15 protein-coding genes are annotated in these 14,099 nt (G+C 55.4%); 3 read left to right on the forward strand and 12 right to left on the reverse strand.

The genetic code is table 11. From position 1 onward, the window contains the following. Window positions 1-62 precede the first annotated feature (62 nt). The 9 genes from leuB to B5M42_RS11190 form a co-directional block, all read right to left on the reverse strand. Window positions 63-1,142 (reverse strand): 3-isopropylmalate dehydrogenase, encoded by a 1,080-nt coding sequence (leuB, locus tag B5M42_RS11150; RefSeq protein WP_134755411.1) that lies wholly within the window; start codon window positions 1,140-1,142, stop codon window positions 63-65. Window positions 1,143-1,361: 219 nt separating this feature from the next. Then, window positions 1,362-2,561 carry an aminotransferase-like domain-containing protein gene (locus B5M42_RS11155; RefSeq protein WP_134755409.1) on the reverse strand — a complete coding sequence of 400 codons (1,200 nt, stop codon included), beginning with the start codon at window positions 2,559-2,561 and terminating at the stop codon, window positions 1,362-1,364. A gap of 104 nt (window positions 2,562-2,665) precedes the next feature. Then, entirely contained in the window at window positions 2,666-3,658 is a 993-nt protein-coding gene (gene ilvC / locus B5M42_RS11160) for a ketol-acid reductoisomerase (protein WP_134755407.1), read from the reverse strand. A gap of 146 nt (window positions 3,659-3,804) precedes the next feature. Next, window positions 3,805-4,290: an acetolactate synthase small subunit gene (ilvN, locus tag B5M42_RS11165; protein ID WP_134755405.1), complete on the reverse strand. Its 486-nt coding sequence runs from the start codon at window positions 4,288-4,290 to the stop codon at window positions 3,805-3,807. Beyond that, window positions 4,287-6,032 carry a biosynthetic-type acetolactate synthase large subunit gene (gene ilvB / locus B5M42_RS11170; RefSeq protein ID WP_134755403.1) on the reverse strand — a complete coding sequence of 582 codons (1,746 nt, stop codon included), beginning with the start codon at window positions 6,030-6,032 and terminating at the stop codon, window positions 4,287-4,289. Before ilvB ends, ilvN begins: the two co-directional genes overlap by 4 nt. A 628-nt stretch (window positions 6,033-6,660) precedes the next feature. Further along, window positions 6,661-7,020, reverse strand: a complete 360-nt coding sequence (rplT, locus tag B5M42_RS11175; protein WP_134755401.1) for a 50S ribosomal protein L20 — start codon at window positions 7,018-7,020, stop codon at window positions 6,661-6,663. Window positions 7,021-7,069: 49 nt separating this feature from the next. Then, window positions 7,070-7,267, reverse strand: coding sequence for a 50S ribosomal protein L35 (rpmI, locus tag B5M42_RS11180; RefSeq protein WP_134755399.1), 198 nt, complete (start codon window positions 7,265-7,267; stop codon window positions 7,070-7,072). Window positions 7,268-7,297: 30 nt separating this feature from the next. Beyond that, window positions 7,298-7,798, reverse strand: a complete 501-nt coding sequence (gene infC / locus B5M42_RS11185; protein WP_134755397.1) for a translation initiation factor IF-3 — start codon at window positions 7,796-7,798, stop codon at window positions 7,298-7,300. Window positions 7,799-8,048: 250 nt separating this feature from the next. Then, window positions 8,049-9,284, reverse strand: a complete 1,236-nt coding sequence (locus tag B5M42_RS11190; RefSeq protein WP_134755395.1) for a glycosyltransferase family 2 protein — start codon at window positions 9,282-9,284, stop codon at window positions 8,049-8,051. Between the two features lie 497 nt (window positions 9,285-9,781). Here B5M42_RS11190 and B5M42_RS11195 point away from each other — a divergent pair, with 497 nt between their 5' ends. Next, on the forward strand, window positions 9,782-10,309 hold the full coding sequence (locus B5M42_RS11195) for a phosphatase PAP2 family protein (protein WP_134755393.1): 528 nt from the start codon (window positions 9,782-9,784) through the stop codon (window positions 10,307-10,309). Window positions 10,310-10,610: 301 nt separating this feature from the next. Here the strand turns inward: B5M42_RS11195 and trmB are convergent, their stop codons facing one another. The 3 genes from trmB to B5M42_RS11210 all read right to left on the reverse strand — a co-directional run bounded on the left by trmB (window position 10,611) and on the right by B5M42_RS11210 (window position 12,382). After that, the gene (gene trmB / locus B5M42_RS11200) at window positions 10,611-11,327 is read right to left on the reverse strand and encodes a tRNA (guanosine(46)-N7)-methyltransferase TrmB (RefSeq protein ID WP_134755391.1); all 717 of its coding nucleotides are present in this window, start codon (window positions 11,325-11,327) and stop codon (window positions 10,611-10,613) included. 71 nt (window positions 11,328-11,398) lie between these two features. Next, window positions 11,399-11,608, reverse strand: coding sequence for a hypothetical protein (locus B5M42_RS11205; protein WP_134755389.1), 210 nt, complete (start codon window positions 11,606-11,608; stop codon window positions 11,399-11,401). A gap of 162 nt (window positions 11,609-11,770) precedes the next feature. Further along, window positions 11,771-12,382 (reverse strand): hypothetical protein, encoded by a 612-nt coding sequence (locus B5M42_RS11210; RefSeq protein WP_134755387.1) that lies wholly within the window; start codon window positions 12,380-12,382, stop codon window positions 11,771-11,773. Window positions 12,383-12,522: 140 nt separating this feature from the next. Here B5M42_RS11210 and B5M42_RS11215 point away from each other — a divergent pair, with 140 nt between their 5' ends. Then, window positions 12,523-13,473, forward strand: coding sequence for a TIGR01212 family radical SAM protein (locus B5M42_RS11215; RefSeq protein WP_134755385.1), 951 nt, complete (start codon window positions 12,523-12,525; stop codon window positions 13,471-13,473). Window positions 13,474-13,499: 26 nt separating this feature from the next. Continuing rightward, a complete protein-coding gene (locus B5M42_RS11220) occupies window positions 13,500-14,078 on the forward strand; it encodes a class I SAM-dependent methyltransferase (RefSeq protein WP_134755383.1) in 579 nt (192 codons plus the stop codon). The last annotated feature ends 21 nt before the right edge of the window (window positions 14,079-14,099 follow it).

Consider the following 14,099-nt stretch of genomic DNA (forward strand, 5'->3'; position numbering starts at 1 on the left):
GTCCCGTGCGCCAAAGGCTTGAGTTTGCGTATATCGCTGGCAAGCTGTCGACTGCGGACCGCTTACTTGCGGATCGCGCTGACGATCAGATCGCCCATTGCTGTCGTGCCGATCGCTTTGCTCTTGTCAACGGCGATGTCGCCTGTGCGATGACCTGCGTCCAACACTTCCTTCACCGCGTCTTCAATCGCTTGCGCCGCGTCGTGGTAGCCGAATGTCAGACGGAACATCAGCGCTACCGACAGAATCGTTGCGATCGGGTTGGCGATGCCTTGACCGGCAATATCTGGCGCAGAGCCGTGTACAGGCTCGTAGAGGCCGAAGCTGCCTTCGCCGAGGGACGCCGACGACAGCATGCCGATCGAACCCGTCAGCATCGCCGCTTCGTCGCTCAGGATGTCGCCGAACATGTTTTCGGTGACGATGACGTCAAAGCTGGACGGACGGCGCAGCAGCTGCATCGCGCAGTTGTCGACGAGCACATGCTCCAGCTCGACATCCGGATAGTCGGCGGATACGCGCACGACGGTTTCGCGCCACAGGCGGGACGTTTCCAGCACGTTTGCTTTGTCGACCGAAGCCAGCTTCTTGCGGCGGGTGCGGGCGATTTCGAACGCTTGACGCGCAATGCGCTCCACTTCGTTCACGTTGTATACGCATGTATCAACCGCTTCTTCGCCGTTCGCGCCTTCGCGGCGGAACTTCTCGCCGAAGTAAATGCCGCCCGTCAGCTCGCGCACAACGATCAGGTCCGTGCCTTCCAGCACTTCCGGCTTCAGCGTCGAAGCTTCCTTCAAGCAGTCAAAAATAACCGCTGGACGGATGTTCGAGAACAGGCCCAGCGCTTTGCGAATGCCCAGCAAGCCGGTTTCCGGACGCAGCTCCTTCGGATTGTTGTCCCATTTCGGACCGCCTACAGCGCCCAGCAGCACCGCGTCTGCGGATTTACAAATTTGCAGTGTATCTTCAGGCAGCGGCGTGCCCTTTTCATCGATTGCGATACCGCCGAACAACGCGTGTTCGGTTTCAAAACGGTAGCCAAACAGCTCTTCCGTACGTTTCAATACTTTTTCCGCTTCCGCTACGACTTCCGGACCGATTCCGTCGCCGGCGACAACGGCAATTTTTTTCACTTCAGCCATTGGTTTCGTTCACTCCCTGTTTGAATGTACTAGATCTATTTGTAACATATTTCATCGTTTGTTTCAAAGATATAAAATCTATTAATTTTATAGGTTTTTCCTATCAAAAAACCTTGCCCGCCGGCACCGCGCTCCGGGAGTGGCCCACGGTAATCCGGCTGCAGCCCGCCAACGGAAGCCTCCGGTCGACCGAAGGCCGCCGAAGGTTCGCTGGCCTTTTTAGACGTTTTGCAAAAACTGCTGCATCGCCGTGTTCAGCTTCTGCATGCCGAGCACCGTGCTGGCTTCATCGGTATGCGTATAATTCAAGCGCATCGTGTTATGCTGCGGATTCTCGGCAAAAAATGTCGCCCCCGGCACAAACGCCACGCCTTCCTTGACCGCTGTCTTCAGCAGCTCGTCGGCGCGGACCGACTCCGGCAGCTCGACCCAGAAGAACATTCCGCCTTTAGGCTCGGTCCACGTCACACCCGGCCATGCCTGCTCTTCCAGCAGCTTGGCCATAAACTTCATGCGTTGGCCATAATGATGACGAATCAGCGCAATATGGGCATCGAGGTCAAAATGCTCCAGCAAATGATACAGCGTCTGCTGATCGATGGTGCTGGAATGCAAATCGGCCGACTGCTTGAACCGCGCCATGTGGCGGATCAGCGTCGAATCGCCGATGACCCAGCCGGTGCGGAACGCCGGCGCAACCGTTTTCGAAAAGGTGCTCGTGTACACGACATGCCCGCCTTCAGCATCACCCGCCAGCGAAAATAACGTCGGATACGTCTCGTTTTCGCTGAACTGGATTTCGCCGTACGGATCGTCTTCGAGGATCAGCACGTCTGCGGCGCGGCACAGATCCACGACGCCTTGACGCCGCTCCAGGCTCCACGCCCGGCCCGCCGGATTCGAGAACGTCGGAATGGCGTAGACGAGCTTAGGCTTGTGCTCGGCGATTTTGGCGGCCAGATCGTCCAGCAGCATGCCGTCGTTATCGCTGTCGACCGAGCGAATGATCGCGCCCCGGGCCTGAAAGACCTGAATCGCGGCCAGATAGGTCGGACGCTCGACGAGAATGACGTCGCCTTCGTCGATGTAGACACGGGTCAAGAGGTCAATCGCTTGCTGCGAGCCGGTCGTCAGCAGCATCTGATCGGGCGTCACGTGCATGTTTTTGGCAGCCATACGTTTGCATAGGCTTTCGCGCAGCGGCTTGTAGCCTTCGGTCAAGCCATATTGCATGGCCGACTTGCCTTGGGCAATCACGCGTTGGAACGCTTCGCCGACAGCGTCCAGCGGAAAAAACTCTTCGGCCGGCAAGCCGCCCGCGAACGAAATGATCGAACTGCCCCCTTGCGTCAGCTTCAAAATCTCGCGGACCGCCGAAGATGAGAAACCTTCCAGCGATTTGGAGAATCGAAAATTCATAAATGGGCGCTCCCTTCAGTCAGAATAAGTGGAACAAGGAGTGCGCGGAATTTCTTCCGTTCACTCCCTGCGGGAAGCCAGGCTATAGCCGGCCGGTTATCTTATTACTTCTTGATCCAGTGCATCAGCTCGCGCAATTGTCCGCCAACGACTTCGATCGGATGTTGAGCTTCATTGCGACGAGTCGCCGTCATGAACGCATTGTTCGATTGGTTCTCCAAGATGAAGTCGCGAGCGAATTTACCTTGCTGAATGTCGGTCAATACAGCTTTCATTGCTTTTTTCGTTTCGTCCGTGACGATGCGAGGGCCTGTTACGTAGTCGCCGTATTCAGCCGTGTTGCTGATGGAGCTGCGCATCGAAGCGAGTCCGCCTTCATACATCAGGTCGACGATCAGCTTCAGCTCGTGCAAGCACTCGAAGTAAGCCATTTCAGGTGCGTAGCCGGCTTCCACCAGCGTTTCGAAGCCTGCTTTGACGAGGGCGCTTGCGCCGCCGCAAAGTACCGCTTGCTCACCGAACAGGTCGGTTTCGGTTTCTTCACGGAACGACGTTTCGATCACGCCTGCGCGCGTGCAGCCGATGCCTTTGGCATAAGCCAGACCGATTGCTTTGGCATTGCCTGTAGCGTCTTGCTCGATCGCGATCAGGCCAGGTACGCCAAAGCCTTCCACATAGGTACGGCGTACCATGTGTCCAGGGGATTTAGGCGCTACCAGCAGTACGTCCGTACCTTCCGGAGCGACGATTTGACCGAAGTGAACGTTAAAGCCGTGGGAGAACATCAGCGCTGCGCCCGGTTTCATGTTAGGCTTGATGGCGCCGTTGTACACTCTTGCTTGCGTTTCGTCCGGCATCAGGATTTGGATCACGTCTGCGCGGGCTGCCGCTTCTTCAACGGATACGACTTCGAAGCCGTCGTTTTTCGCTGTGTTCCAGGAACGGCCTTCACGAAGACCGATGATGACGTTCAGGCCGCTGTCGCGCAGGTTTTGCGCTTGAGCGTGGCCTTGGGAGCCATAGCCGATCACCGCGATTGTTTTGCCTTTCAGTACGCTTAAATCTGCATCGTTTTCGTAATACATCGTCACTGCCATTGGAAATAAATCCTCCTTTGATTAGATGAATCCGTTTTATCTACCCCTTGAGTGGGTGTTTCAACGATTTACTCTGCTAATTGTTTATAGCGTTAAAGAGTACCTTCGCTGAAAGCCCCACTCAAGGGGGCTTGGCTAACGTAAACCTAGCGGACCGAGCCGCGAATCATCGCCGTGGCGCCGGTGCGCGACAGCTCGCGGATGCCGTACGGACGAAGCAGCTCGACCATAGCATCTATTTTATCCGAATCGCCGACAACTTGCACGATCAACGAGCTCGGACCGATATCGACGACAGCGGCGCGGAACGTTTCGACGATACCGAGAATTTCCGGGCGCATGGTCGGCTCTGCGTTAACCTTGATCAGCGCCAGCTCGCGGGCAACCATCGGATTCGCGCTCAGGTCAACGACCTTGATCACGTCGATCAGCTTGTACAATTGCTTGGAGATTTGCTCCAGCGTATTGTCGTCGCCCGTCGTGACGATGACCATGCGGGAAAGTCCGGTTTCTTCGGACTCTCCCACCGTAATGCTTTCAATATTGAAGCCGCGGCGGCCAAAAAGACCCGACACCCGCTGCAAAACACCCGGCTGATTGTTTACAAGAACCGATATTGTGTGTCTCATCATTCGGCATCCCCCATTAACATATCGCTGATCGTATTGCCCTGCGTCACCATCGGATAGACGTTCTCGCCCTTCCGCACGACGAAGTCAATAACGACCGGACCTGGAGTGTCGAGCGCTTCCTGCCAAGCTTTGCGCGCTTCTTCCTTGTTGGTCGCGCGCAGGCCCTTAACGCCGTACGCTTCCGCCAGCTTCACAAAGTCCGGGCTGCCGGCCAGGTCGATGTGGCTGTAGCGGTTGTCATAGATGATTTCCTGCCACTGGCGCACCATGCCAAGCACCTGGTTGTTGATGATGACCACCTTGACCGGGATGTTGTTGATCGCGCAAATCGCCAGCTCCTGCGCGCACATCTGCATGCCGCCGTCGCCGTTGATCGACACAACCAGCTTGTCGGGGTTGCCCATTTGCGCGCCGATCGCCGAAGGGAAGCCGAAGCCCATCGTGCCAAGGCCGCCGGACGTGACCCACGATCTCGGATTTTTGAAGCGGTAATATTGCGCCGCCCACATTTGATGCTGGCCTACGTCGGTTGTAACCACCGCTTCGCCCTTCGTCGTTTCATTGATCATCTCGATCACGAATTGCGGCTTCAGTTCCTCGTCGGAATCCTTGTAGCGCAGCGGGTACTCGCGCATATTCGCTTGAATCTGGGCGATCCATGCTTCGCTTTGCGCCTTTTTCGCTTTCGTGTTGGCATATTGCAGGACGGCTTTCACATCGCCCACGCAAGGGATGTCGGTTTTGACGTTTTTGCCGATTTCCGCAGGATCGACATCGATGTGAGCGATCTTCTTCGCTTTCGGCGCGAAGCCGTCCAGCTTCATCGTTACGCGGTCGTCAAAACGCGAGCCGATCGAAATCAGCAGGTCGGCGTTTTGAATCGCCTGGTTGGCCGTATACGTGCCGTGCATTCCCGGCATGCCCATCCACAGCTCATGCGCGCTTGGGAAGCCGCTCAGGCCGAGCAATGTCGTCGTAATCGGAATTTGCGTCTTGTTGACGAACTCCAGCAGTTCAGCGCCCGCATCGGCGTATACAACGCCGCCACCCGCAATGATAACCGGACGTTCGGCTTCTTCAATCGCCTTGAGCAGCTTGTCGACCTGCAGCTTGTTCGGTTGCACCGTCGGGTTGTAGCCGCGGATGCTGACCTCGGTTACCGGCTTGAACACCGTCTTATGCGCCGATACGTCCTTCGGAATATCGATCAATACCGGCCCTTTGCGTCCAGTGTTGGCGATATGGAACGCTTCGTGAATCACGCGCGGCAAATCGTTGACGTCGCGAACGAGATAGCTGTGCTTCGTAACCGGCATCGTGATCCCGGTAATGTCCGCTTCCTGGAAAGCGTCCGTACCGATGAACGACGTTGCCACGTTGCCCGTAATAACGACGAGCGGCACCGAATCCATATACGCCGTAGCGATACCTGTGACAAGGTTCGTTGCTCCCGGACCGGACGTAGCGATACATACGCCCACTTTGCCTGTGGAACGGGCATAGCCGTCGGCTGCGTGGATCGCGCCTTGCTCGTGCCGCGTCAGCAGGTGATTGAAATCGGAGAAGCCGTGCATCGCATCGTAAATGAACAGCACCGCACCGCCCGGATAACCGAAGACGCATTCCACGCCCTCCAGCAGCAAGCTGCGCAGCAAAATTTCCGAGCCTGTAATCAGATCGGGCTGCTGCCACTTCGCAATCAATTCTTCTTTAGACCGTTTCGGTTGTGTCTCGACATTCATAGTGATCCTCCTCTCAAAAAGTAAGTTCCATTGTCGCGAGCGTTATTCAATCAAAAAACCCCTTCCTCCCGGACGCAAAGCAAACGCGTCTAACGGGACGAAAGGGGTTAGATCTTCCGTGGTACCACCCAAATTTGCCGTAAGCTTCGCAGCCCACAGCCTTAGCAGGTACGCTAACGTCATGCGTTATGCATACCCTCAGCACGATAACGTGTGCTACTCCGATTTTCCCTACTGGGCAAGCGGCGCCGGCGTACCGACCAAGCCTTTCAGGAAAACAGCTCCGAGGTGACTTCGTTTCAAGGGATTACGGCGACGGTTTCAGCAAGCCCATCGCTCTCTGCGCATAAGTGCCCTTACAACTTCTTCCTCATCACAGCCGATTATCCATTGTTCATGACAACTTAGAATCTGGTTTAGAAATTATTATAGCACTCCACGGGCAATAGTCAATAGCGGATTGCGTCAGACCTCAGGTGCCGTGCAATCAAAACCATATGCAAAGCATCCTTCAACCGCCGGTGGCCTTTAATTTTACTGCGGCTGGACGCTTTTGCAGGATGGCGGTTTCCTTTTTCGAACAAAAAAAACCGCCCGCATCCGAAGATGCAGACGGTTATCGCGCAAGTTACGCGTTTACTTTTGTTTTTGCCGCAGTAGCCAGGTCGGAGAACGCTTTGGAATCGTTCACGGCCAGGTCGGCGAGGATTTTGCGGTTGATGTCGATGCCAGCCAGCTTCAGGCCGTGCATCAGTTTGCTGTAGCTCAGGCCGTTTTGGCGAGCTGCCGCGTTGATCCGCACGATCCACAGCTTGCGGAAGTCGCGCTTCCGTTGACGACGGTCACGGTACGCGTACAGCAAGGATTTCATCACTTGCTCTTTCGCGGTTTTAAATAATCTATGTTTGGAACCGAAATAACCTTTTGCCAGCTTCAAAATTTTCTTGCGACGATGAGCGCGAATAAAACCGCCCTTGACTCTTGCCATTGTCAACTACCTCCCGAAATGTATGAATAAATGTTGCTGCGTATGTGTATTAGATGTTGGCCAGCTGTTGTTTCAGGCGACGCACGTCTCCTGGAGCCATAACCGGGTTCGTAGCCAGAACGCGCTTTTGGCGGCCGGATTTGCCGGACAGCAGGTGATTTTTGTACGCTTTGTATCTTTTCACTTTACCGGTGCCGGTAATTTTGAAACGATCCTTTAAGCTGCTGTGAGTTTTCATTTTTGGCATGGAATGTTCCTCCTAATTGAATGAATCGCCTCAAGATGTAGCTTTTGGCGTTAAAATCATGATCATGCTACGTCCTTCGAGCTTCGGCGCGCGCTCCAGCGAGGAGATTTCGGCCGTTTCCGTTGCAAGGCGGTCCAGCACTTTCTTGCCGATTTCGGCATGGGCGATTTCGCGGCCTCTGAAACGGACGCTCGCTTTGACTTTGTCGCCGTCGGACAAAAACTTCACTGCATTGCGCAGCTTCGTTTGAAAGTCGTGCTCGTCGATCGTTGCGCTCAGGCGAATTTCCTTGATGTCGACAATCTTCTGATTCTTGCGCGCTTCCTTCTCCTTCTTCTGCAGCTCGTAACGATACTTGCCGTAGTCCATGATGCGGCATACGGGCGGTTTCGCCGTCGGAGCGACGTTCACGAGATCCAGGCTGGCGTCGGCAGCAATTTGCATAGCTTCGCGGATCGGCTTGATGCCGAGCTGTTCTCCGTCCGCCCCGATCAGGCGCACTTCTTTCACGCGAATCTCGTCATTAATCATATGGTCCTTGCTAATAGTGTTCCACCTCCACAAATAGGTCCCTTCGCGGGCTTCTCTGTTGTAAGCAATAAAAAAGATGCGGGCGCATATGCCCACATCTTCATCGATCACAGTTTCCAGTCAGAAACGTGCTTCACTGTCGTGATGAATTATCGCAAACCAGCCAACACGCGTCGGGCAGGTGAGAAGCGGGCGCTTCTGCTTACACCTGAATTAATATATCACTTTCAAAAGGCGTTGTCAACCGCTTTTATCCGGCTTGCTTGCTGTTCATTTCCTCCAGACGAATGACGCGCGTGTGCTGCGTGTGGCTCCACTTTTTGTTGTTTTGCGTGAAGAACGCATACAGCGTAATCGGCGACCAGGAGAACATGAAAATCGGGTACAGCAGCAGGTACAGGAACGTTTTGCGCGGCGCCTTCTCGATCAGCATGGACAGCGGCAGCAGCACATAAACGCCGATCGTCAGCGTGTTAAACAGCACCGGGTTCGTATCGAACAGCAGTGTGATGTGCGACCAGGCCGGCGTAATGGATTTGATCCAGAACAGCATGGTCACAATCGCGCCGAAAAAGAAGTTGTACACGTTGGCGGAATAAATCGCCGCGTCGATTTTGGTCCAGCTGCCTTCCTTGATCCCCTGCCACAGCAGCGGGAAAAAGTAACGGCGGGCCACCTCGAAGTGGCCTTGCATCCAGCGCAGACGTTGTCGGGCCGATGCTTTGAAGGTCAACGGCTTCTCGTCGTATACGCGGGTATCATAGTTGAACGTCGGCTTGACGCCGAGCTGAACGCAGCGCATTGAGAACTCCAGGTCTTCGACAAGGCTGGTCGCTCCCCAGCCGATCTGCTTGAGCAAGCTCGACTCGAAGCACATGCCTGTACCGCCCAAATAGTTGGCGAGGCCCAGGTTCGTGCGGGGCATTTGCCAGAAACGGTTGGCGAAATAGTATGAAATCGCGTACGAGCCGGTAATCCAGGAGTCGTTCGGATTTTTGGTATCGAGATAAGCTTGAATCACACGCGAGCCAGCGCACAAATCATTGTTCATGTGAATCAAATAATCCGGGCTGGCGAGGTTGTCGGCATCAAACATGACGACGGCGTCGTATTGGCGCTCGCGCTTCCACAGCTGCTTGAGCATCCACTCGATGGCGTAGCCCTTGCCGCGCAGGCTCGTATTGTGGCGTTCCATTGCGAACACACCTTTGCTGCGGGCGATGCCGGCCGTGTTGTCCGTGCAGTTGTCGCAGATGACAAAGATGTCGTAAAGCTCTTTCGGGTAATCCAGTTCCTTGAGATTGTCGATCAAGGCTCCGACGACCTGCTCTTCGTTATGAGCGGCCACGAGCACGGCGAACGATTTTTGCGGCGCAAACTGCTGCTTGTTTCGCGGACGGTACCATCCGAAAAACGTCAGGAACAGCTGATACGCGCCAACAAAAGCCAAAGCGATTTGCAGCACCAGCATGATTTTCTCCAGCATGAAACAAAGTCCCCCTTCTCTTGTGTGCATCAAAGTGTTCTCTCTGTAGCTTTGTATGCGTTATGTACCTCTGAACTGCCGATGTTGATTTTCCTCTCTTTCCCTGCGTTTGTCAAAGTTCATGAATTCGCAAAAAACGCCCATTCGGCGAAAATAACCGAAAACAGGAAAAACGTTCGTGCAAGCTCTTGCATTCGGTGCGCCTTAGTCCTGTTTTCATCGGTTTTCATTTTATGGTGCGGCAAAAATTCACCAATTTGACGAACCTGAGAGTACGGGCTTTATTATAATGCACTTCATTGGGCAAAACAACTCAAAATGGAAAAATAAGGATGATTCCTATGGAAGACCTTCCTCAACGTCGCTATACCGTTCGCAGGCCGGAATCTCCGTAGGTCCGTACGTTTTACGAAAAATGCCGCTACCGTTAACGTACCCGAAATCATTGGCCTGTAAACTGAAAACAAACGGGCAAAGCTGAGAAAGGGGATTCGACTATGCATAAAATAACGGGACGGCTTCAGCGCTGGGAGCAGCATTCCTTCCGCTTCGTCAATCAGCGGCTGCGCCATGTCTGGCTGGATCGCTTGTTCACTGCCGTCACGCATCTGGGCGGCGCAAGCTGCACGATTGCCGCTTCGCTGAGCCTGGCCCTGCTCGGCACGGGCCCTCTGCATACAGCCGCGCTGCAAGCCGCCGTAGCGCTGGCCGTCAGTCATCTGCCGGTAGCGGTGATGAAAAAAGCGTGCCGACGTCCCCGGCCCTACCTCGTTCTGCCGGGAACGCACACCGGCGCCAAGCCGCTGAAGGACTATTCGTTTCCGTCCGGCCATTCCACAGCCATCGCTTCGGTCGTGCTGCCATTCGTCGGCGCGTTCCCGATGCTCGGTCCGGCGCTACTGCCGCTGGCGCTGCTCGTCACGCTATCACGCATCTATCTCGGCCTGCACTATCCGTCGGACTGCCTGGCCGGCAGCGCAATCGGGACGCTGGCCGCTTGCGGTACCGCCGCCCTGTGGGGTTGAGCTCCGGCGGAACGGTCGCAGCACGCGGAGGCATTCCTTGGCGCGCGGTATTTAAGCGCGAACCTGCGGGCCGCAAGGCGACTGTCAGCCCCGGCACACCGGCAACGTCCGGCGGCAGCCCGGCAAGGCTCGGCAACGCACGATAAGGCGGCCACATATCGCGGTAGCTCAGCGCGGCAAGCGGCGGCTGTCCCCGTGCGCAACGCGGCATGCATCAAAGCATCAAAGCACGCATCACGACAGACCGCCCGGCGCGACAAAAAAAGCCGGCACCTTTGGCCAGCTTTTTACGCATAAACGCTTATTTTCTGTTCGTTAAAGCCTCCAGATGCGCTTCAAGCGCTTTCGCCCCGATGACGACCTCGCAGCGGTGAATGTTCATGCCTTGTCCGGCGAACTTGGTTTCGTATTCGGTCATCACATGGTCGGGATGGATGCCTTCGGCGTGCAGATTCAATGAAATGTTGCGCATCCGCAAGCCCATATCGGAAAACGAATTCAGCGAAAACTCGAACAGCGACTGCGAGTCGGTTTTCAGATGAATTTCGCCGTTTTCATTCAAAATTTGCTTATATTTATCGACAAATCCGCTATGCGTCAATCTGCGGCGAGCGTGCTTTTTCTTCGGCCAAGGATCGCTGAAATTCAGATAAATCCGCTCCAGCTCGCTGTCGGCAAACGCTTCCTCAATCGTTTCGATGTTCAGCAAAGCAAGCCGCAAATTGCCGATGGCCGCTTCACCCTCTTCGCCTTCAACGCCGTGCGCAGCGCGCGCCTTTTCGCTCGATTTGCGAATCAGCTCGTCATACATATCGATGCCGATGAAATTGATGTGCGGATATTTTACGCTCATCTCGCTGATAAACCGCCCCTTGCCCATCCCCAGCTCGGCATGAATCGGGTTGCCGTTGCCGAACAGCTCGGCCCATTTTCCCTTGTAAGCTTTCGGGTCAAGCACGACGAGGTTTTTCTGCCGCTCGATGTCTTCCCGTATTCCTTTTCTTCCCCGCAAACGCATCTTTAAGTCCTCCTACGAACGAAACTATCGAATACAAATCATAGTCGATTTCGCAGGAAAAATCAAAGCTTTTACACTTCGAGCGCTTCGTAGGGAATCGTTTGCGCCGCATGCGGCAGCAGCTTGCGCTCCAGCGTGCGCAGCACCTTGCGTTTGGCCTCGGCCGACAAGGCCGGCTGCCGGCTGAATTTGACACCAGCGCCCAGGGCCAGCGCTTCCTTGACCGTCAGCTCGACGGAAACGGTTTCCGTCCCGCCTGTTATAGCTAGGGGATTGCTCATTGCGTTCACTCCTTTCCGTGCTTCAGATGGTTTTCGATAGGAATAGTGTGCGCGCGCCGCGGCTGTCGTATGTGTGGGAGTTTTCTGAAAATGGCGGCTTCGCCTGAAACAAAGAAAAGAGCTAAGCCCACAGGGAGCTTAACTCTTTTTTTCAACTCAAGCTTATTTGTGCATTTCCCGTTCCCGGCCATTGTTGCTGCTGCGCAGTCCGATCAGACCGAGCAAGCCGAGCAGGCCCAGCCAGCCCCAGTTCATTCTGGTCGAGTCTGTTGTGGTTGTGCCATAGGTCCGGTAAGAATTAGTACTATAATTGCCGGTTCCTGTCGATTTGATTTTTTCGCCAGTTGTGCTCATCCGGTCCAGCATGTTGTTGCTGTACCCTTTGATGTTGTTCATCATAGCGCTTGGCGTAGCTGTCGGCGTGGTTGCGCCGGTATTCGGGTATACGCGCCCTGCGCTTGTTCCCGTCGTTGCGTCATAATTGCTGCCGGTATACGTGGTAGGTGTTGTTGTCCCTGTCCCAGAGGCGCCTGTCGGATACATGCCTGTGCTGCTTCCGTTATAGGTGTTCGTTGTTCCGTACGTGCCGGTGGTGTTGGTCGTGTAGCCTCCAGCCGTTCCCGGCGTTCCGACCATGCTGGAGCTGCCATTGGAATAACCGCTCGTCGTGCTGCCCATCATGTTCGTCGTGTTGGCGGATGCGGCGCCGGCGGCCCCAACCGTCAATGCTGTCGTCAAAGCAGCGGCCATCGTAAACATACGAAGCTTTTTCATGATCAAACCCCTCTCGGTGTAATGTGGTGCACCGTTATATTGCTCCGGGGTCCGCTCTTTTATCGGGGAACTTGCTGGAAAGGCAGGGGTCGCTTTCAGCCGGTATTTTCGCTACAATAAAGAGGGAAAGGAGCTGCTTCATGACGGCGACAACATCAAGCGCCCCGCTGCTTTGGGGGGACAAGCGTTTTCATACATGGAATTACGAGATGCGGGAACACTTCGGGGAAAAGGTTTTTAAGGTCATGCTCGATGCAGGCTTTACCTGCCCGAACCGCGACGGAAACATTGCTACGGGAGGCTGTACGTTCTGCAGCGCGAGAGGCTCGGGCGATTTCGCCGGCAGCCGCCGCGACGATCTGGTTACCCAGTTCGCCAATATCCGCGATTTGCAGCACAAAAAATGGCCGGACGCGAAATATATCGGTTATTTTCAGGCTTATACGAATACGTATGCGCCTGTGCATGTGCTGCGCGAATATTATGAAGTGATTTTGCAGCAGCCCGGAGTGGTCGGGCTTTCGATTGCCACCCGCCCCGACTGCTTGCCGGACGATGTGGTGGACTATTTGGCCGAGCTGAACGAGCGGACCTATCTATGGGTCGAAATGGGCCTGCAAACCGTTCACGAGGAAACGTCGCGGCTGATCAACCGCGCGCACGATACGGCTTGTTATATCGATGCCGTTGCCCGGCTGCGCAAGCATAACATTCGGACATGCGCCCATATTATATACGGACTGCCCGGCGAGACGCACGAGATGATGCTCGATTCCGGACGAGCTGTTGCGGCAATGGACGTGCAGGGAATCAAGATTCACCTGCTGCACCTGATGCGCAAAACGCCGATGGTCAAGCAATATGAGGCCGGACTACTGCGGTTTCTGGAAAAAGACGAATATGTCAACCTCGTCGTCGACACGCTGGAGGAGCTGCCGCCGGAGATGATCGTGCACCGGTTGACCGGAGACGCGCCGCGCGATCTGCTGATTGGCCCGATGTGGAGCTTGAAAAAGTGGGAAGTGCTAAACGCCTTTGACGCCGAGCTCAAACGCCGCAATACGTGGCAGGGCAAGAAATACGTTCGTTAGAAAATAGAAGGAGGCTCGCGTCATTTATGGGTTTCGTTTCCGTTCTCAGCTTTGCGCACCAGTTGCTGGCCCAGCGCGTACAGCCCGGCGACACCGTCATTGACGCCACGCTGGGCAATGGCGTGGATGTGCTGGCGCTGGCCAAGCTGACCGGCCGCACGGGGAGCGTGCACGGCTTTGACATTCAGCAGACGGCGCTCGAACAAACGGCGCTGCGACTGGCGAAGGAGCTGCCCGACGCCGCTTCCTTTGTCCAGCTTCACCTGATCAGCCATGCCGAGATGGAGGCTGCCGTTCCCGAGCCGCTGCACGGGCGGATTGCAGCCGTCACCTTCAATCTCGGCTATTTGCCGGGCGCCGACACGGCTACAATCACGACGCCTGCTTCAACGCTGCCGGCGCTGGAAGCCGCGCTTCGGCTCGTTCGCAAGGGCGGCCTTGTGACGATTGTGCTGTACGTCGGCCACCCCGGAGGCGCAGAGGAAGCCGCGGCTGTCGAGCAGTGGGCGGCTGTGCTGCCGGCCTCCAACTTTCAGGTGCTGCGCTACCAGTTTGCCAACAAGCCGCAAGCGCCGTATATGCTGGCGATAGAAAAAATGGTGTAAATCCATCCTGCTAACCGATTG

This window comes from Paenibacillus athensensis, assembly GCF_004514475.2.
GTDB classification, from domain to species: domain Bacteria; phylum Bacillota; class Bacilli; order Paenibacillales; family NBRC-103111; genus Paenibacillus_AL; species Paenibacillus_AL athensensis.